This window comes from Bradyrhizobium sp. CCGB01, assembly GCF_024199795.1.
Classification (GTDB): domain Bacteria; phylum Pseudomonadota; class Alphaproteobacteria; order Rhizobiales; family Xanthobacteraceae; genus Bradyrhizobium.
In genome coordinates this window covers 1,261,318-1,278,687 of the sequence record NZ_JANADK010000001.1, presented here as the reverse complement: position 1 = coordinate 1,278,687, position 17,370 = coordinate 1,261,318, and the positions used below count along the sequence as shown (strand labels likewise).

Annotated in this window: 19 protein-coding genes; 13 read left to right on the top strand and 6 right to left on the bottom strand. The window is 64.4% G+C overall.

Annotated elements, in window-relative coordinates; genetic code table 11:
* Positions 1-38: 38 nt before the first annotated feature.
* The gene (gene urtA / locus NLM25_RS05740) at positions 39-1,367 is read right to left on the bottom strand and encodes an urea ABC transporter substrate-binding protein (protein WP_254115996.1); all 1,329 of its coding nucleotides are present in this window, start codon (positions 1,365-1,367) and stop codon (positions 39-41) included.
* Between the two features lie 506 nt (positions 1,368-1,873).
* Between urtA and NLM25_RS05735 the strand changes: the two genes are divergently transcribed.
* From NLM25_RS05735 to NLM25_RS05725, 3 genes are all read left to right on the top strand, one after another.
* Positions 1,874-3,436 (top strand): DEAD/DEAH box helicase, encoded by a 1,563-nt coding sequence (locus tag NLM25_RS05735; protein WP_254115994.1) that lies wholly within the window; start codon positions 1,874-1,876, stop codon positions 3,434-3,436.
* Between the two features lie 23 nt (positions 3,437-3,459).
* Positions 3,460-3,747, top strand: a complete 288-nt coding sequence (gene infA, locus NLM25_RS05730) for a translation initiation factor IF-1 (protein ID WP_254115993.1) — start codon at positions 3,460-3,462, stop codon at positions 3,745-3,747.
* Positions 3,748-4,012: 265 nt separating this feature from the next.
* A complete protein-coding gene (locus tag NLM25_RS05725; protein WP_028148374.1) occupies positions 4,013-4,225 on the top strand; it encodes a cold-shock protein in 213 nt (70 codons plus the stop codon).
* Positions 4,226-4,352: 127 nt separating this feature from the next.
* Here the strand turns inward: NLM25_RS05725 and NLM25_RS05720 are convergent, their stop codons facing one another.
* The 4 genes from NLM25_RS05720 to NLM25_RS05705 form a co-directional block, all read right to left on the bottom strand.
* Positions 4,353-4,931: a TadE/TadG family type IV pilus assembly protein gene (locus tag NLM25_RS05720; RefSeq protein ID WP_254136361.1), complete on the bottom strand. Its 579-nt coding sequence runs from the start codon at positions 4,929-4,931 to the stop codon at positions 4,353-4,355.
* Between the two features lie 22 nt (positions 4,932-4,953).
* Positions 4,954-5,532 carry a TadE/TadG family type IV pilus assembly protein gene (locus NLM25_RS05715; RefSeq protein WP_254136360.1) on the bottom strand — a complete coding sequence of 193 codons (579 nt, stop codon included), beginning with the start codon at positions 5,530-5,532 and terminating at the stop codon, positions 4,954-4,956.
* 215 nt (positions 5,533-5,747) lie between these two features.
* On the bottom strand, positions 5,748-6,245 hold the full coding sequence (locus tag NLM25_RS05710) for a pilus assembly protein N-terminal domain-containing protein (protein WP_254115989.1): 498 nt from the start codon (positions 6,243-6,245) through the stop codon (positions 5,748-5,750).
* 167 nt (positions 6,246-6,412) lie between these two features.
* On the bottom strand, positions 6,413-7,240 hold the full coding sequence (locus NLM25_RS05705) for a sterol desaturase family protein (RefSeq protein WP_254115988.1): 828 nt from the start codon (positions 7,238-7,240) through the stop codon (positions 6,413-6,415).
* Between the two features lie 267 nt (positions 7,241-7,507).
* On the opposite strand from NLM25_RS05705, the gene NLM25_RS05700 reads away from it, so the two are divergent.
* The 10 genes from NLM25_RS05700 (at position 7,508) to NLM25_RS05655 (ending at position 16,442) form a co-directional block, all read left to right on the top strand.
* Positions 7,508-7,672, top strand: a complete 165-nt coding sequence (locus tag NLM25_RS05700; protein ID WP_166813093.1) for a Flp family type IVb pilin — start codon at positions 7,508-7,510, stop codon at positions 7,670-7,672.
* Positions 7,673-7,748: 76 nt separating this feature from the next.
* Positions 7,749-7,889 carry a hypothetical protein gene (locus NLM25_RS05695; RefSeq protein WP_254124742.1) on the top strand — a complete coding sequence of 47 codons (141 nt, stop codon included), beginning with the start codon at positions 7,749-7,751 and terminating at the stop codon, positions 7,887-7,889.
* 136 nt (positions 7,890-8,025) lie between these two features.
* Positions 8,026-8,550, top strand: a complete 525-nt coding sequence (locus NLM25_RS05690) for a prepilin peptidase (protein WP_254136359.1) — start codon at positions 8,026-8,028, stop codon at positions 8,548-8,550.
* Between the two features lie 127 nt (positions 8,551-8,677).
* Positions 8,678-9,475, top strand: a complete 798-nt coding sequence (gene cpaB / locus NLM25_RS05685) for a Flp pilus assembly protein CpaB (protein WP_254115986.1) — start codon at positions 8,678-8,680, stop codon at positions 9,473-9,475.
* A gap of 11 nt (positions 9,476-9,486) precedes the next feature.
* Positions 9,487-10,962 carry a type II and III secretion system protein family protein gene (locus NLM25_RS05680; RefSeq protein WP_254115985.1) on the top strand — a complete coding sequence of 492 codons (1,476 nt, stop codon included), beginning with the start codon at positions 9,487-9,489 and terminating at the stop codon, positions 10,960-10,962.
* Between the two features lie 20 nt (positions 10,963-10,982).
* Positions 10,983-11,717 carry a CpaD family pilus assembly protein gene (locus NLM25_RS05675; protein WP_254136358.1) on the top strand — a complete coding sequence of 245 codons (735 nt, stop codon included), beginning with the start codon at positions 10,983-10,985 and terminating at the stop codon, positions 11,715-11,717.
* Positions 11,714-12,979 (top strand): AAA family ATPase, encoded by a 1,266-nt coding sequence (locus NLM25_RS05670; protein WP_254136357.1) that lies wholly within the window; start codon positions 11,714-11,716, stop codon positions 12,977-12,979. The genes NLM25_RS05675 and NLM25_RS05670 overlap by 4 nt, the downstream gene beginning before the upstream one ends.
* 21 nt (positions 12,980-13,000) lie before the next feature.
* Positions 13,001-14,464 carry a CpaF family protein gene (locus tag NLM25_RS05665; RefSeq protein ID WP_254136356.1) on the top strand — a complete coding sequence of 488 codons (1,464 nt, stop codon included), beginning with the start codon at positions 13,001-13,003 and terminating at the stop codon, positions 14,462-14,464.
* A gap of 16 nt (positions 14,465-14,480) precedes the next feature.
* The gene (locus NLM25_RS05660) at positions 14,481-15,458 is read left to right on the top strand and encodes a type II secretion system F family protein (protein ID WP_254115974.1); all 978 of its coding nucleotides are present in this window, start codon (positions 14,481-14,483) and stop codon (positions 15,456-15,458) included.
* A 9-nt stretch (positions 15,459-15,467) separates the two neighbouring features.
* Entirely contained in the window at positions 15,468-16,442 is a 975-nt protein-coding gene (locus NLM25_RS05655) for a type II secretion system F family protein (protein ID WP_254115973.1), read from the top strand.
* A 77-nt stretch (positions 16,443-16,519) separates the two neighbouring features.
* On the opposite strand, the gene NLM25_RS05650 is transcribed toward NLM25_RS05655, so the two are convergent.
* Positions 16,520-17,332, bottom strand: a complete 813-nt coding sequence (locus NLM25_RS05650) for a tetratricopeptide repeat protein (RefSeq protein WP_254136355.1) — start codon at positions 17,330-17,332, stop codon at positions 16,520-16,522.
* Between the last annotated feature and the right edge of the window lie 38 nt (positions 17,333-17,370).

Here is a 17,370-nt window from a genome sequence, read left to right as displayed (position 1 = left end):
CGCCTCCTCCCGTCGTGCAATCAAGCGTCAGGTTCGGATCAGGAGCCCGAGCCGAGGCACTTGTTGGTCTTGGTGTTGAAGTTGCCGCACTTCTTGCCGACCCAGTCGCCGACCAGGTCCTTCGAGCCTTCCAGCTCCTTCGACCAGGCATCGCCGGCAACGAGACCGGGCGTCTTCCAGACCACGTCGAACTGGCCGTTGCCCTTGATCTCGCCGATGAACACCGGCTTGGTGATGTGGTGGTTCGGCAGCATCTTCGACACGCCGCCGGTCAGGTTCGGCGCTTCGATGCCGGGAAGTGCGTCGATCACCTTGTCCGGATCGGTCGACTTCACCTTCTCGACGGCCTTCACCCACATGTTGAAGCCGATCACGTGCGCTTCCATCGGGTCGTTGGTCACGCGCTTCGGGTTCTTGGTGTAGGCCTGCCAATCCTTGATGAACTTCTCGTTCGATCCATCCTTGGTCTTGATCGACTCGAAGTAGTTCCAGGCGGCGAGATGGCCGACCAGCGGCTTGGTGTCGATACCGGCGAGCTCTTCCTCACCCACCGAGAACGCGACCACCGGGATGTCCTTGGCCTTGATGCCCTGGTTGCCGAGCTCCTTGTAGAAGGGGACGTTGGCGTCGCCGTTGATGGTCGAGACCACCGCGGTCTTCTTCCCGGCCGAGCCGAACTTCTTGATGTCGGCCACGATCGTCTGCCAGTCGGAATGACCGAACGGCGTGTAGTTGATCATGATGTCTTCCTGGGCGACACCCTTCGACTTCAGGTAGGCTTCCAGGATCTTGTTGGTGGTGCGCGGATAGACGTAGTCGGTGCCCGCGAGCACCCAGCGCTTCACCTTCTCGTCCTTCATCAGGTAGTCGACGGCGGGGATCGCCTGCTGGTTCGGCGCAGCACCCGTGTAGAACACGTTGCGCTCGCTCTCCTCACCCTCGTACTGCACGGGGTAGAACAGGATGTTGTTCAGCTCCTTGAACACCGGGAGCACCGACTTGCGCGACACCGAGGTCCAGCAGCCGAACACGACCGCGACCTTGTCCTTGGTGATCAGCTCGCGCGCCTTTTCGGCGAACAGCGGCCAGTTCGAAGCGGGATCGACGACGACGGCCTCGAGCTTCTTGCCGTTCACGCCGCCTTTCTTGTTCTGCTCGTCGATCAGGAAGAGGATGGTGTCCTTCAGCGTGGTCTCGCTGATGGCCATGGTGCCGGAGAGAGAATGAAGGACGCCGACCTTGATGGTGTCGTCCGCGGCCTTTGCGCCGGTCAATGAAGCCAGACCGAGCATCAGTCCGGCGGTCGCGGCGAGCACGCCGCGGCGGCTAAATGACGCCGCTATATCGTGAGTGGATTTGGTAAGCATGAGTGTATCATCTCCCTGACGCAGACGTGAAATAGACGCTGCGAAACGGCCCCACGGCCGCCTGCGATTAACGGAATCGCAAGAACCATGCCATGGGCTGGGCACATGCCAACCTATTGGTCAGATTATATAATTTTGCCGCAATCCAACTTTCGCCGCAGTCGCATTGCTCAAAACTTGGGCGAATAAAATGTATGCTAATGCGGCAGGCGGGTTATTTTTTGAGCAAAACAGCAGCTCTGTCTAAATTTCCGGCATAACTATTTTTGCACCGCAATCGCCGTTTCGGGCCGCGTCGCCTTGAAACGGCCCCCTGAATGTTCCATATGGAGGTCCGAGACCTCTTGCGAATCAAGCGGTCGTAGCGAGCCGCGTGTTCTTAAGCCCTTTCGGGCCTCTGGCTTGCCCCATCCCATCAAGCCATCCGACACCCCAAACACGCAGGTGTCTATTTGACACCCTTATTGCGCGTGCCCCGCTGATTGCGCCGGGCGCCTGCTTTCGACATGGAAAGAGCCCATCTTTTGACTTCCTTTCAGGACTTCGGCCTTGCCGAACCCATCGCGCGTGCTCTCGCCGAAGAGAATTACGTCACTCCCACCCCCATCCAGGCCCAGACGATCCCCACGGCGCTGACCGGCCGCGACGTCGTCGGCATCGCCCAGACCGGCACCGGCAAGACCGCGTCCTTCGCGCTGCCGATCCTGCACCGCCTGCTGGAGAACCGGATCAAGCCGCAGCCGAAGACCTGCCGCGTGCTGGTCCTCTCGCCCACCCGCGAACTGTCCGGCCAGATCCTCGACAGTTTCAACGCCTATGGCCGCCACATCCGCCTGGCCTCGACGCTCGCCATCGGCGGCGTGCCGATGGGCCGTCAGGTCCGCGCCTTGATGCAGGGCGTCGACGTGCTGGTGGCCACGCCCGGCCGCCTGCTCGACCTCGTGCAGAGCAACGGGCTGAAGCTTGGCAGCGTCGAATTCCTCGTGCTCGACGAGGCCGACCGCATGCTCGACATGGGCTTCATCAACGACATCCGCAAAATCGTCGCGAAACTCCCGATCAAGCGGCAGACGCTGTTCTTCTCGGCCACCATGCCGAAGGACATCGCCGAGCTCGCCGACGCGATGCTGCGGGACCCCGCCCGCGTCGCGGTCACCCCGGTGTCCTCGACCGCCGAGCGGATCAACCAGCGCATCGTCCAGGTCGACTTCTCCGCCAAGCCCGCCTTCCTGACCAAGCTCCTGAAGGATGAGCCGGTCAATCGCGCGCTGGTCTTCACCCGCACCAAGCACGGTGCGGACAAGGTCGTGAAGACACTCGAGAAGGCTGGCATCGCCGCCAGCGCGATCCACGGCAACAAGTCACAGAACCACCGCGAGCGGACGCTCGCCCAGTTCCGTTCCGGCGAGATCCGCACCCTCGTCGCCACCGACATCGCCGCTCGCGGTATCGATGTCGACGGCATCAGCCACGTCATCAATTTCGACCTGCCGAACGTGCCCGAGACCTATGTGCACCGTATCGGGCGCACCGCGCGCGCCGGTGCCGACGGCACCGCAATCTCGCTGGTCGCCGGCGGCGAGGAACTCAGCTATCTCCGCGACATCGAGCGGCTGATCCGCGTGGCGCTGCCGCGTGAGGATCACCGCACCGACGCCGGACGCCGCGATGCGGGTCCTCCCCCGCCGCAGCAACGACAGGGCCGCCAGGGCCGCCCGGGCCAGCGTCCGCAAGGCGCAAGGCATGGTGAGGGACGCCACGGTGACGGACGGCGTGCCGACGAAAGGCATGGCGACGGACGCCACCATAGCGCCAGCAAGCAGGGCGATGGACGGCCCGGTGAAGGCCGGCATGGCGACGCGCGGCACGTCGACGGACGGCCCGGCAACGGCCCGAAGGGGTCTCGCCGCCGCCGCTCCGGTGGCAAGATGCATTCTTCGTCAGCTGACCGTCCGGAACAGCGTTCCGCGCATGGCGCCGGGACGTCTGATGGGATACAAGGCGTGGCCTTTTTACGCCGCGAGAGTCGGCCGAATGGCCAACCGAACCGCAAACCCTATTCGCACTAGCCGTCCACGACCTGGAGAAATTCATGGCTAAGGAAGAGCTGATCCAGTTCGAAGGACTGGTCACCGAAATCCTCCCCGACGCGCGCTACCGCGTGCAGCTCGACGCCGGGCACGAGATCGTCGCCTACACCGCCGGCAAGATGAAGAAGAACCGCATCAAGACGCTGGCGGGTGACCGTGTGACGGTGGAAATGTCGCCCTACGACCTCGAGAAGGGCCGGCTGATTTTCCGTCACAAGGACGAACGTCCCGCCGGCGTCGGCGGACCTCCGCGTCCCGGACAGCGCGGCGGCCAGTTCCGCCGCCGCTGATCCGCTCAAGCATCTCGTTGCGGAAGTAAAATTCTGACCTGTATGCTGATCTGCCGCGGGAAACGCGGCGGATCAAAAAATCGTGCACGTCAGGATTGTTTTGGTGCCTTAATTCCAATAAAATCAGCCATCGATTTTCGGCCGGACGACATTGGCATCCACCGGTACAGCCGGTTCAGACACGCTGACGACCCTTCCAGAAACTCGATCTAACCCGCCTGCGAAAGTAGGCTTCGACACTGCATATCTGAGAAGGAACTACCCCGTGAGCATGGGAACCGTGAAGTGGTTTAACGCGACCAAGGGCTTCGGCTTCATCCAGCCCGACGATGGCGGCCAGGACGTCTTCGTGCACATCAGCGCCGTCGAGCGCGCCGGCCTCGGCACGCTGCGTGAAGGTCAGAAGGTCTCCTACGAGATCGTGGCCGACCGCCGTTCCGGCAAGTCGGCAGCGGACAACCTCCGCGCCGCCGGTTGAGCCATCGGGCGTGAAAGAAGGCCGTGCGTCGTGCATAGCCTTCCGGATCAGCTCTGGCGAACAAGCAAATGGAAAAGGCCGTGCGCGATGCACGGCCTTTTTTCATGTCCGAAAGAAGCGGGCCGGCTCAGTACTTCGTGCAGGCCGTATCGGGACTGTAATACACGCAGGTGGACTGGCGCGGGCGCGTGTAGGCGACATCGCTCAGCGTGATCGCATTCTTGAGCACATGGCCTATCGTGGGCGTGTAGGTGTAGCTGACCTCGCTGAAGATCAGATAGGTGTCGCCGATCGCGAGCGAGGTGGGAATCGTGACCAGGGACTTCTGCGTCCGCGGCACCGATCCCTTGCTCCACTGCACATGCGCCTGCAACGTCGAGGGATCGACATAGAGTTCGCTGATCGTCGAAGCCACCGGCGTGGTCGAGTACGGCGTCATGATGCCGGTCGAGGCCGCGAAGAAATTCGTCATGTCGGTGTCGCCGACCGAAGTCGACTGCGAGGTCAGGTCCGACAGCGTCCGCGCCATCAGCGTCACCTTGCGATCGATCGCCACGGCCGACGAGAACTCGACCGTGCCGAAGAACAACACCAGCATCAACGGCACGATCACCGCGAATTCGGTCGCGGCCAACGCCCTGTTGTCGGCGACGAATTCGCCTGCGGCGCAGCGGCATGTCCGCCCGATCTTCAACATCGCCTGCATCGTTTCGCCCGATCCATTGGCCTCAATAGGGCTCGTTCTTGAACGCGGCCGTGGCCACCAGCAGCCGCTTGTTGCCCGTCAGATTGGAGATGTTGTAGCCGAGCCCGGTGACGAACAGCGGCCACTGGTAGAACAGCCGCACCACCACGATGTCGCCTGCACTTCCAGGGCTGTAGCCCATCGTCGTGTCGAAATTTCCGGAGCCGTCGATGTGGGTCGACAGCGTCACCCCGGAGAAGGACGAGAAGCTCGCGACATCGACATAGAGCTTGCTGCAATCGAACAGCGCCGGGATCTGGCTGCAGACATAGGTCTTGAACGTCGCCTGCGTGCAGGGCGTGCTGACGCCGGACACCGCGCAGACGGTCACCGAACCGGATTGCGCCTGGCCGGTCAGCACGACGCGCGCGGAATTCTGCGTGACGGTCTCGAGCACCTGGCCGGCCAGGAACACGAGCGCCGTCTCGATGATAGCGAACAGCAGCGCGAAGAAGATCGGCGCGACCAGCGCGAACTCGACGACTGCTGAGCCGCGGCGATTGCGGCGAAACCGGCGCAGCGCTTTCCGGAGCGTGAACCTCGTAGATGCAGGCGATGGCATCGCGTCAAATTCCCCCGCGGCGGCGGTCATCTGCCCTTTCAATGGCGGAAACTGATTGTTGAAGTGTTTCAGGCGATCCGCACCCGGCGAACCGCGCCATTAGGGATGCCTTAACCACGAACGCCTTCGGCACGGAGAGAGGATCTCTCTCGCGCACGCGCGCGTCCGGGCGGGACCGGAGGGTCCGGCCCGGGCAACCCCGCCGGTGGGTCTCGTTAGTTGGATTTAGTGCCCGCGCTGGCGTTGCCGCTGGCACTGCTGCTCAGCGAGCCGGCCTGGCTCATCGTGTTGTTGAAGTAGTTGTCGCTGTCGCCGAGCGTCACGCGACGCTGGCAGAGCGGCATGCAGCTGTAGGACTCGCGCTCGACCCCGCGATAGACGGTGACGAGGCGGTCGCTCGGACCTTCGACCTGGATCTGGCGGTCGACCAGGATCTCACCGCCCCGGTCGAGCGCGATGAAATTGGTGGCACCGTAGCCCTTCCCGGTCACGACGATCATGCCGCCGGGCTGCAGCGTCACGTCGGCGATCAGGGGATTGCCGACCACGATGGTCGCCACCTTGCCGGGCAGCCGGACCAGCTTGGCCTGGTCGACATTGACGGCGATGGCATCGGCGGTCGCCTCGGCAAGGCTCGCGGCCGGCGATGCCAGCACCGCAGCCGCAACCAGAAGACAAACGCGCGCCTGACGGCGCAGCAACTCTTTACGCATACTCTTACCCCCGGGACGTCACAAACCGGCAGAAGCGATCAGATACAGCGGAGCCGGTGCCCGACCCGGCTAACCTGCCCTCAATTCGTGAACGTTCCGCAAACTCGCCGGCTATTGTTTGAACAGATTGGCGATTTGCGGGCCCGCGAAGGCGTCGGACCCCGCTCCTAGCGGCGGAACGGATAGGCAAGCTGGCCCCCGATCTCCTTCGGCATGGTCGCTTCGTCCTTGCCGTAGTCCTGCGGCAGTCTTCCCTCCGGCATGCGGAAGGTGCCGAACAGCACGTCCCAGATCGGGAACGTCCCGGCAAAATTGGTGTCTCCGCCCTCTTCGAGCCCGGTGTGGTGCCAGCGGTGGAACACCGGCGTCGCCAGCACATATTTGAACGGCCCGAAGGTCCAGTTCAGGTTGGCGTGCACGAAGGCGGAATGGAAGGTGGTGAACGGACCGACCCAGATCATGACGTTCGGGGAGATGCCGGCCATCAGCAGCACGACGTCGACGCCGATCGTCCCGAGCATGAGATTGACGGGATGGAAGCGGGCCGCGGAAATCCACCCGATCTCCTCCGACGAATGATGGATGGCGTGGTACTTCCAGAATCCGCCGTCGTGGAACAGCCGGTGCAGCCAGTACAGCATGAAATCAGACAACACCAGGAACAGGATCGCCTGGACCCACAGCGGCAGCTGCGCCAGCGGACCGTGGCCATTGTCGTAGAAGGCGATGAGGTCGTCTGCGTCGTGGATGTTGAAGATTGCGCCTGCGCCGACGATCAGGAGGCCGATCCGCATGGTACGGGCAAACACCGGAACGAAGAACCAGTAGCAGATGTCGGTCAGGATCTCGCGCTTGCGCCACCACGCCGGGCCGGGATTGCAGGCCCAGAAATGCTCGAGCACCGTGAAGACCGCGGCGAGCGCGAGCGTGACGGGCACCATCTTCTGGATGGTCTCGCCGAGCATCAAGGCGACTTGCATGGGCAGGCTCGACATCGTCGCCTCTCTTCCGGACCTCTGATCCCCCTTACGCCTACTCCGCGAAATTTAAGGGAGGGTGAAGTCGGCGGCCCACTTGGGGCGCATCTGGAACGGGAAGAATTTCGACTGCGTCCTTAAGGCCAAATTCACTCTGGGCAAAAGCATCGGGCAAGAAGGGCGTTTGCCCGATCGAATTAACTCTACCGAAAGAGCTCGGCTCACATGCTCACCGCGTCAAGCACAACGCCGAACGAGGCGATCACCCCAGACGGAGTTTAGTTCATGAAGAACCTGATTGCGCGTTTCGCGAAGGATGAATCCGGCGCCACCGCCATCGAATACGGCCTGATTGCCGCCGGCATCGCGCTGGCCATCATCACCGTCGTCAACAACCTCGGCAGCTCGCTGAACACCAAGTTCGGCTCGATCAGCACCTCGCTGAAGTAAGCGACCGACGAACGACTGCAAAAGCCCCGGACTTCCGGGGCCTTTGTTTTTCCGGATATGGCGAGTTCCAGTGGCGTTGCGCGAGTACAGAACCGATGCCGCGGTTGCGGCGAGCGAGGCGGAGGCGGCCGGCACCTCTTCGCCGGCGTACTGGGTTTGCCTTGCGCTGCTGCTCGCGATGGCCGTCCTCGCCGCGCGCATTGCCAGCATCTGGTGAGCACGCCTGCGGCGGATTCCGGCCCTCGCGGCCGCTGCCGCCGTTGTCGGTTTGTTTAGCAACTGCCGGCTAGCATGCGGCGACGCTCCGATCCCGCGATGAACCCAAGATTCAGATCAAGCTCAAGACGCAGCCCATGATCCTCGACCTTGCGCGCCTTCTGCTCTTCCCGGCCCTGATGGCATTCGCCGCCGCGAGCGATCTCTTCACGATGACCATCTCGAACCGCGTGTCGCTGGCGCTGGTCGCAGGCTTCTTCGTGCTCGCGTTCGCCGGTGGCATGGCACCTTACGACATGCTGACCCATGTCGGCGCTGGCGCACTGCTCCTCGTCGTGGCCTTCACCTGCTTCGCGATGGGCTGGATGGGCGGCGGCGACGCCAAGGTTGCGGCTTCGGTCGCGCTCTGGTTCGGCTTCGCACAATTGATGGATTTCCTGCTCTACGCTTCGCTGTTCGGCGGAGCGCTGACGCTGCTCCTGCTCCAGTTCCGGCAATGGCCATTGCCGTACGGTCTGGCGGGCCAGGCGTGGCTGGCACGGCTGCACGACAAGGAGAGCGGCATCCCTTACGGGATCGCGCTCACGCTCGGCGCGCTGATGGTCTATCCGGAGACCGAGTGGGTGAAGGCGATCGACCTCGCTCACCTCGCACTGCGCTGAACACACCGGGTAAACCCGGCGTTAAGGCGATTTAGATACGCCTCATTAACCATGCTTTGACGAATAGCTGGTCAACTGCCGATTACGGCGGCGGCAGCGTCGCGGCGTTTTGTGGAAAGTGAAGCGTATGAATAGGGCACGCATAGTCGTCCTGACGGTCGCCATCTGCGCCGGCGGCGTCGCCGCGTACCTGGCGAGCGGCTCGGACTCTGCGCCGCCTCCAGCGGCTCCGGTCGCCCAGCTTCCAACCGTCGACGTCCTGGTCGCCAAGAACGACATCGGCCTCGGCCAGACCGTGAAGCCGGAAGACGTGCAATGGCAGACCTGGCCGTCTGCGACCGCCAGCAGCACCTTCATTCGCCGCAACGAGCGCCCCGAGGGCGCAACCCAGGTCACCGGCTCGATCGCGCGCGCGCCCTTCATCCAGGGTGAACCGATCCGCGACCAGAAGCTGGTCAAGGCCGAGGGGTCCGGCTTCATGGCCGCGATCCTGCCGACCGGCATGCGTGCGATCTCGACCGAAATCTCGCCGGAGACCGGCGCCGGCGGCTTCATCCTGCCCAACGACCGCGTCGACGTGCTCCTGACGCGCCGGCTCAAGAATCCCGACCAGAGCGCCGGCGCCCAGGACATCGTCACGTCCGAGATCATCCTGGCCAATATCCGCGTGCTGGCGATCGACCAGGCACCGAGGGAGAAGGACGGCCAGAACGCGGTGGTCGGCAAGACCGTCACCCTCGAGCTCAATCCCACGCAGACGGCGACGCTCTCCGCGGCCCGCCAGAGCGGCACGCTGTCGCTGGCGCTGCGCAGCATCGTCGACGTCAAGATGAGCGAGATCACGCTCGATGACTCCGCGCAGAAGCGCGACGGCGTTTCGATCATTCGCTACGGCATCCCAAGCGCGACGGCGAAGGCACGATGAGGACTGTCGATATGAAATGCAGGGCAGATTTGACGACGATGCGAACCTCCACGGTCCGCGCCCTGTCGTTTTCGGCCGCCTTCGCGCTGGCGCTCAACCCGGTGCTCACGCCCGTGGTCGCGGCCGACTACCGCCCGGGGGCGCAGGTCGCGGCTGACGGTCAGATGAACGCGCGCTTCCTCTCGCTCGGCATCGGCAAGTCGATCGTGATCGACCTGCCGCGCGACATCAAGGATGTGCTGGTCGCCGATCCCAAGATCGCGAACGCGGTCGTTCGCTCGGCTCAGCGCGCCTACATCATCGGCGCCGCGATCGGACAGACCAACATCGTGTTCTTCGATTCCGCCGGTCAGCAGATCGCGGCCTATGACATCGCGGTCAAGCGCGACCTCAACGGCGTGCGGGCCGCGCTGAAGCAGATCCTGCCCAATTCCGACATCCAGATCGACGGGCTGGGCGACGGCGTCGTCCTGACCGGCACGGCGGCAAATCCGCTGGAAGCGCAGCAGGCCAATGATCTCGCGGCGCGCCTTGCGGGCGGCGCCGACAAGGTTGTGAACTCGATCCTGGTCCGCGGCCGCGACCAGGTCATGCTCAAGGTGACCGTCGCCGAAGTCGCGCGCACCATCGTCAAGCAGCTCGGCATCGACCTCACCGCGAACCTGAACTACGGCACGTCGGTGGTGAGCTTCACCAACTCCAACCCGTTCACGGCCCTTGGCCGCAATCTCGTGGACGGCAACAATCTGACCACGAAGTTCGGCTCGACGCCGTCGGTGCAGGCCACCCTGCGCGCGATGGAGACCGCGGGCGTGATCCGGACGCTGGCCGAACCGAACCTGACCGCGATCTCCGGCGAATCCGCAACCTTCGTCGCCGGCGGCGAATTCCCGGTGCCGGCAGGCTACGCGTGCGATCCCACCACGCATGTCTGTACCACCCAGATCAGCTTCAAGAAGTTCGGCATCTCCCTCAACTTCACCCCGGTGGTGCTGAGCGAGGGCAAGATCAGCCTGCGCGTGATGACCGAGGTCTCGGAGCTGTCGAACGAGAATGCGATCACGCTGTCGCAGGCCGTGACCTCGACGTCGGTGAACTCGCTGACGGTGCCCTCGATCAAGACCCGCCGTGCCGAAACCTCGCTGGAAATTCCCTCCGGCGGCGCGATGGCGATGGCCGGCCTGATCCAGCAGCAGACCAAGCAGGCAGTCAGCGGACTGCCCGGGCTGATGCAGCTCCCGGTGCTCGGCACGCTGTTCCGCAGCCGCGACTTCGTCAACAACGCGACCGAGCTGGTCGTGATCGTGACGCCTTATGTCGTTCGCGCAGCGGCGCCAAAGGACTTGTCGCGGCCGGATGACGGCTTCGCAGCGCCTGCGGATCCGCAGGCCGAGCTGCTCGGCAACATCAACCGCATCTACGGCGTGCCCGGCCGGACCGAACCGGCCAAGAACTACCGCGGCACCTACGGCTTCATTACCGATTGAGGCGGAACGGGGACTTCTCGATGATCACAAAACCACCCCAGCTTCGCAAACGCGCCGTCCGCCTTGGCGGCGCGCTCGTCGGCATGGCGCTCGCCCTCGGCGGCTGCCAGCACGACCAGGAGGTCACGGCCTCCATTCCGGACGACTACAAGCAGCGTCACCCGATCGCGATCGAGGAGCAGAACCGCTCGATCGTCGTCTTCGTCGGCCATGCCCGTGGTGGACTGACTGCCGCCCAGCGCGCCGACGTGATGGGTGTTGCTTCGGCCTGGCTGCATGAGGGCACCGGTGCGATCCGTATCGACGTGCCGTCCGGCACGCCCAACGCGCGGCCGGTCGCGGACACCATGCGGGAAATCCAGGCGATGCTGGCGGGGGCCGGCGTCCCACCGCGCGGCATCAACGTTCGTCCCTACCAGCCTGAAGACAGGCGCTTCCTGCCGCCGATCCGGCTCACCTATTCCAGGATCGCCGCGATCGCGGGTCCCTGCGGCCTGTGGCCTGACGACATCGGCCCTTCGATCAAGAACCGGAGCTGGTTCGAGAACAAGGACTATTACAATTACGGCTGCGCCTATCAGCGCAACATGGCGGCGATGATCGCCAATCCGTCGGACCTCGAGCAGCCGCGAACCGAAACGCCGTCCTACACGGCGCGCCGCACCACGGCCTTCGAGAAGTATCGCAAGGGAATGACGACGGCGACCACCTATCCTGAAGCCGACAAGGCCAAACTCAGCGACACCGGCAAATGATCAGCTACGCTCGCCAGACTCAAGAAGAGCAGCCAGAGGCACCGACGGCGGTCGAGGAGCATATTGCCCCCGCGCCCCGCGTGTCGGTCCAGGCTTTCTGCGAGACCGTCGAGACCGCTGCCGCGGTGCAGTCGGCCGGCGAAGACCGTCGTCTCGGCAAAGCCCATCTGAAGATCCAGATGGGCGGCATGGCGGCTGCGATCGAAGCCTACCGCTCGGCGCCGACGCCGAACGTGATCGTGCTCGAGAGCGACGGCCGCAACGATCTGTTGACCGGGCTCGACCATCTCGCCACGGTCTGCGACGCCGGCACCCGCGTGGTGGTGATCGGCCGCATCAACGACGTCATGCTCTACCGCGAGCTGGTGCGCCGCGGCGTCAGCGACTACGTGCTCGCGCCGGTCGGCGCGATCGACGTCGTGCGCTCGATCTGCAACCTGTTCTCGGCACCGGAAGCCAAGGCGGTCGGCCGCATCATCGCCGTGGTTGGCGCCAAGGGCGGCGTCGGCGCGTCCACCATCTCCCACAACGTCGCCTGGGCGATCGCGCGCGACCTCGCGATGGACGCGGTCGTCGCCGATCTCGACCTCGCCTTCGGCACCGCCGGGCTCGATTACAACCAGGACCCGCCGCAGGGTATCGCGGATGCCGTGTTCTCGCCGGATCGCGTCGACACCGCCTTCATCGACCGCCTGCTGTCGAAATGCACCGACCATCTCAGCCTGCTGGCGGCGCCGGCGACGCTGGACCGGGTCTATGATTTCGGCACCGACGCCTTCGATGCCGTGTTCGACACGCTGCGCTCCACCATGCCCTGCATCGTGCTCGACATCCCGCACCAATGGTCGGGCTGGACCAAGCGCGCCCTGATCGGGGCGGACGACATCCTGATCGTCGCAGCGCCCGATCTCGCCAATTTGCGCAACACCAAGAACCTGTTCGATCTGCTGAAGGCTTCGCGGCCCAACGACCGGCCTCCGCTCTACTGCCTGAACCAGGTCGGCGTCCCGAAACGGCCCGAAATCGCCGCCGCCGAGTTCGCCAAGGCGATCGAGAGCCAGCCGGTCGTCTCGATCCCGTTCGAGCCGCAGATCTTCGGCTCGGCAGCCAACAACGGTCAGATGATCGCGGAGATCTCCGCCAACCACAAGTCGATCGAGATGTTCCTTCAGATCGCCCAGCGCCTGACCGGCCGCAGCGAGACGAAGAAGCAAAAGTCTTCTCTGCTTTCACCCCTGATTGAGAAGTTGCGCGGAAAATAAGCCGCCGCATGGAGTCGTTAAGTGTTCGGTAAGCGTAGCGGAACAGACACCGATATTCGGGCTCCCAAGCCCGGCGCCGTGTCGCCCGAGCCTGTCCAGGCTTCGGCGCCCGCGGTGTCGCGCGCGCCGCCCCCGCCGGCCGTCGCCTCGCCGCCGCTTGCCCCCGCCCGGCCGGCGCCGGCCATGGACTCCCGCCGCTCGGACAATTACTACGAGGTCAAGGCGATGATCTTCGGCGCCCTGATCGAGGCCATCGACCTCGCCCAGCTCGCAAAGCTCGACTCCGAGTCCGCGCGCGAGGAAATCCGCGACATCGTCAACGAGATCATCGCGATCAAGAACATCGTGATGTCGATCGCCGAGCAGGAAGAGCTGCTCGACGACATCTGCAACGACGTTCTCGGCTACGGCCCGCTGGAGCCTCTGTTGTCGCGCGACGACATCGCCGACATCATGGTCAACGGCGCCAACACCGTCTACATCGAAGTCGCCGGCAAGATCCAGCGCACCGGCATCCGCTTCCGCGACAACCAGCAGCTCCTCAACATCTGCCAGCGCATCGTCAGCCAGGTCGGCCGGCGCGTCGACGAATCCTCGCCGATCTGCGACGCGCGCCTCGCCGACGGCTCCCGCGTCAATGCCATCGTGCCGCCGCTGTCGATCGATGGCCCCACACTCACCATCCGCAAATTCAAGAAGGACAAGCTGACGCTGGATCAGCTCGTCAAGTTCGGGGCGATTTCGCCGGAGGGTGCGGAAATCCTCCAGATCATCGGTCGCGTCCGTTGCAACGTGCTGATCTCCGGCGGCACCGGCTCGGGCAAGACCACGCTGCTCAACTGCCTGACCAACTACATCGAGCACGACGAGCGCGTCATCACCTGCGAGGACGCGGCCGAGCTCCAGCTCCAGCAGCCGCACGTGGTGCGACTCGAAACCCGCCCGCCGAACATCGAGGGCGAGGGCCAGGTCACCATGCGCGAACTGGTGCGCAACTGCCTGCGTATGCGCCCCGAACGCATCATCGTCGGCGAGGTCCGCGGACCCGAGGCGTTCGACCTGCTCCAGGCCATGAACACCGGTCACGACGGCTCGATGGGCACGCTGCACGCCAACAATCCGCGCGAAGCGCTCTCGCGCTGCGAATCCATGATCACGATGGGCGGCTTTTCCCTTCCCTCGCGAACAATTCGCGAGATGATCTGCGCCTCGATCGACGTCATCGTCCAGGCCGCGCGCCTGCGCGACGGCTCGCGCCGCATCACGCACATCACCGAGGTGATGGGCATGGAGGGCGACACCATCATCACCCAGGACATCTTCCTCTACGACATGGTCGGCGAGGACGCCAACGGCAAGATCATCGGCCGGCACCGCTCGACCGGCATCGGCCGGCCGAAATTCTGGGAGCGTGCGCGCTATTACGGCGACGAGAAGCGCCTTGCCGCCGCGCTCGATGCGGCGGAAGTCGCGCCGAAGACATGATCAGATCGGCGCAGCCATGAACATGCAGGTCCTCGCCCTCGCCTTCCTCGCCACTGCCGCCGTCGGCGGCATCGCCTGGGTGTTCCTTTATCCGCTCCTGTCCGGAGAACGGAAGGCGGAAGGCCGCCGCGCCTCGATCGCGCGCGCGGATGCGCCCGCCGCCAAGCAGACCGAGAAGACCCAACGGTCGCGCCGCGAGCAGGTCGAGACTTCGCTCAAGGATCTCGAGGCGCGGCGCCAGCAGGAGAAGAGCGTTCCGCTCAATGTTCGCCTGTCGCAGGCAGGGCTCAACTGGACGACGCAGAAATTCTGGATCGTGTCCGCCGTAGTGGCGGGAGCGCTGTTCGGGATCGCTCTGTTCGTCGGCGGCGGCATGCTTGGCGCCGCCGGCCTCGCCTTTGCCGGCGGCTTCGGCCTGCCACGCTGGACGCTGGGCTTCCTGAAGAAGCGACGCGAAAGCAAATTCCTGGCGGCGCTGCCCGATGCGGTCGACGTGATCGTTCGCGGCATCAAGGCCGGCCTGCCGCTGTTCGAATCGATCAAGGTCGTCGCCGCCGACGCGCCCGAGCCGCTGCGCAGCGAGTTCCTGGCCATCATCGAGACGCAGGCGATCGGCATGCCGCTCGGCGAGGCCTGCTCGCGTCTCTACGAGCGCATGCCGCTGCCGGAAGCCAACTTCTTCGGCATCGTCATCTCGATCCAGCAGAAATCCGGCGGCAACCTCTCCGAAGCGCTCGGCAACCTCTCCAAGGTGCTGCGCGACCGCAAGAAGATGAAGGAAAAGATCCAGGCGATGTCGATGGAAGCCAAGGCCTCGGCCGGCATCATCGGCTCGCTGCCGCCGATCGTGATGTTCCTCGTCTACCTCACGACGCCGCACTACATCTCGATTCTGTGGACCCATCCCACCGGCCAGCTCATGCTGGTCGGCTGCATCGTCTGGATGTCGATCGGCATCATGGTGATGAAGAAGATGATCAATTTCGATTTCTGACGGTGCCGTATGGTCGAATTCCTCGTCTCGAAACTGCATGACGTCCGCTTCATGACCATGCTGCTGGCGGCCATCGCCGCCAGCGCCACCGTCTATACGCTGGTGATGCCGCTGTTCGCCGGCGAAGGCCTCTCCAAGCGCATGAAGGCGGTGGCGAGCGAGCGCGAGCGTATCCGCCAGCGCGAGCGCGACCGCCTCAACAAGAGCGAGAAGGTCTCGCTGCGGCAAACGCCGAAGCAGGTCGTCTCCCGGGTCGTCGAGGACTTCAACCTCACCAAATGGCTCGCGCAGGAAGCCGCGCGCGACAAGCTCATCATGGCGGGCTATCGCGGCCAGGCACCCTACATCACCTTCCTCTTCGCCCGCATGGTGGCTCCGCTCGTGCTGTTCGTCGGCTCGATCATCTACGTGTTCCTGATCGCGCATATGCAGCAGGCGATGCCGATCAAGATCGGCATCTGCATCGGCGCGGCCTATCTCGGCCTTCAGGCGCCGATGCTGTTCCTCAAGAATGCAATTTCCAAGCGCCAGCTCTCGATCAAGCGCGCCTTCCCGGATGGACTCGACCTGCTCCTGATCTGCATCGAGGCCGGTATGTCGGTCGAAATGGCGTTCAGGAAAGTCGCCACCGAAATCGTGGGCCAGTCGATCGCCCTGTCTGAAGAGTTCACCCTGACCACGGCCGAGCTGTCCTATTTGCAGGATCGCAAGGTCGCCTATGAGAACCTGGCGCGGCGCACCGGGCTCGAAGGCGTCAAATCGGTGTGTCTCGCGCTTCAGCAGGCGGAGCGCTACGGCACCCCGCTCGGGCATTCCTTGCGCGTCATGGCGCAGGAAAACCGCGACATGCGCATGAACGAAGCCGAGAAGAAGGCCGCCGCGCTGCCGCCGAAGCTGACGGTGCCGATGATCCTGTTCTTCCTGCCGGTGCTGTTCGTCGTCATTCTCGGACCGACCGGCATCAAGATCACCGAGCTGCACTGACGCAAGACGCTGCACCGACAACGCGCGGACCGCGCGCGGTCCGCCGGCAGCTTCAGGATTGCAGGATCAGGTTCTGATCAGTCGGACTGGCTGAGCGAGGCGACCGGCGTCCGCTTCGATGCGCCGCGCGGAGCGTCGCTGCGGCTCAGCATTTCCTTCAGATAGGCCACATTGGCCGCGGCCTGGTCCGGTGGCAGGTCGGCCTTCACGATCGTCTCGGCTTCGGCGAAGCGGCCCTGGAGGCCGACGACGAGACCAAGATTCTGCCGCACCCGGGTGCTGGCACGCGGCGAGGCGTAGGCCTGCCGCAACGCCTCTTCGGCCTTCGGCAGGTCCTTCGACAACATGTAGGACAGGCCGAGATTGGAGAGCACGCCGGGATCACCCGGCGCGATCCTCAGCGCGCTCGCATAATAGGAACGCGCCTCGTCGTGACGGCCCATCTGATCGAGCGCGGTGCCTTGCACCGAGAGCAGGCGCCAGTCCGGATTGTCGGGCGAGTGCGCCTTCGACAGCACGTCGTAGGCCTGCTGGAAATTGCCGTTGTCGGCGAGCGCGCGGCCATATTGCGCGAGCAGCGCTTTGTTGCCGGGATTGGCGATGGTCGCCTGCTCGAGCACGGCGGCGGCCTGGGCCCGCTGGCCGTTGGCACGCAGGGCCTGGCCGTAGCCGAGCGCCGCATCGGCATCCTTGGGATTGGCACGGTAGCGCTCGCCATAGACTTCCACGGCGCGTGCGGGATCTGTGGGGGCGGTTTCCGCCCGCGGCCCGATCGAGCCGGTGACATCGGAGAGTTTCGACATGGCGGTGCAGCCGCCGAGGCCCATGGCCACCACCGCGACCAGCGAGGTGGACGCGAGAAGCCGGGCAAGACTGAACCGTTGACGCATGACGCCTTGACTCTCGAGCCGATTGATCGAGCCGAACG

Coding starts and splice junctions, on each gene's coding strand:
- urtA (WP_254115996.1), bottom strand. CDS start 1,367: ATGCTTACCAAATCCACTCACGATATAGCGGCGTCATTTAGCCGCCGC.
- NLM25_RS05735 (WP_254115994.1), top strand. CDS start 1,874: ATGGAAAGAGCCCATCTTTTGACTTCCTTTCAGGACTTCGGCCTTGCC.
- infA (WP_254115993.1), top strand. CDS start 3,460: ATGGCTAAGGAAGAGCTGATCCAGTTCGAAGGACTGGTCACCGAAATC.
- NLM25_RS05720 (WP_254136361.1), bottom strand. CDS start 4,931: ATGCAGGCGATGTTGAAGATCGGGCGGACATGCCGCTGCGCCGCAGGC.
- NLM25_RS05715 (WP_254136360.1), bottom strand. CDS start 5,532: ATGCCATCGCCTGCATCTACGAGGTTCACGCTCCGGAAAGCGCTGCGC.
- NLM25_RS05710 (WP_254115989.1), bottom strand. CDS start 6,245: ATGCGTAAAGAGTTGCTGCGCCGTCAGGCGCGCGTTTGTCTTCTGGTT.
- NLM25_RS05705 (WP_254115988.1), bottom strand. CDS start 7,240: ATGTCGAGCCTGCCCATGCAAGTCGCCTTGATGCTCGGCGAGACCATC.
- NLM25_RS05700 (WP_166813093.1), top strand. CDS start 7,508: ATGAAGAACCTGATTGCGCGTTTCGCGAAGGATGAATCCGGCGCCACC.
- NLM25_RS05690 (WP_254136359.1), top strand. CDS start 8,026: ATGATCCTCGACCTTGCGCGCCTTCTGCTCTTCCCGGCCCTGATGGCA.
- cpaB (WP_254115986.1), top strand. CDS start 8,678: ATGAATAGGGCACGCATAGTCGTCCTGACGGTCGCCATCTGCGCCGGC.
- NLM25_RS05680 (WP_254115985.1), top strand. CDS start 9,487: ATGAAATGCAGGGCAGATTTGACGACGATGCGAACCTCCACGGTCCGC.
- NLM25_RS05675 (WP_254136358.1), top strand. CDS start 10,983: ATGATCACAAAACCACCCCAGCTTCGCAAACGCGCCGTCCGCCTTGGC.
- NLM25_RS05670 (WP_254136357.1), top strand. CDS start 11,714: ATGATCAGCTACGCTCGCCAGACTCAAGAAGAGCAGCCAGAGGCACCG.
- NLM25_RS05660 (WP_254115974.1), top strand. CDS start 14,481: ATGAACATGCAGGTCCTCGCCCTCGCCTTCCTCGCCACTGCCGCCGTC.
- NLM25_RS05655 (WP_254115973.1), top strand. CDS start 15,468: ATGGTCGAATTCCTCGTCTCGAAACTGCATGACGTCCGCTTCATGACC.
- NLM25_RS05650 (WP_254136355.1), bottom strand. CDS start 17,332: ATGCGTCAACGGTTCAGTCTTGCCCGGCTTCTCGCGTCCACCTCGCTG.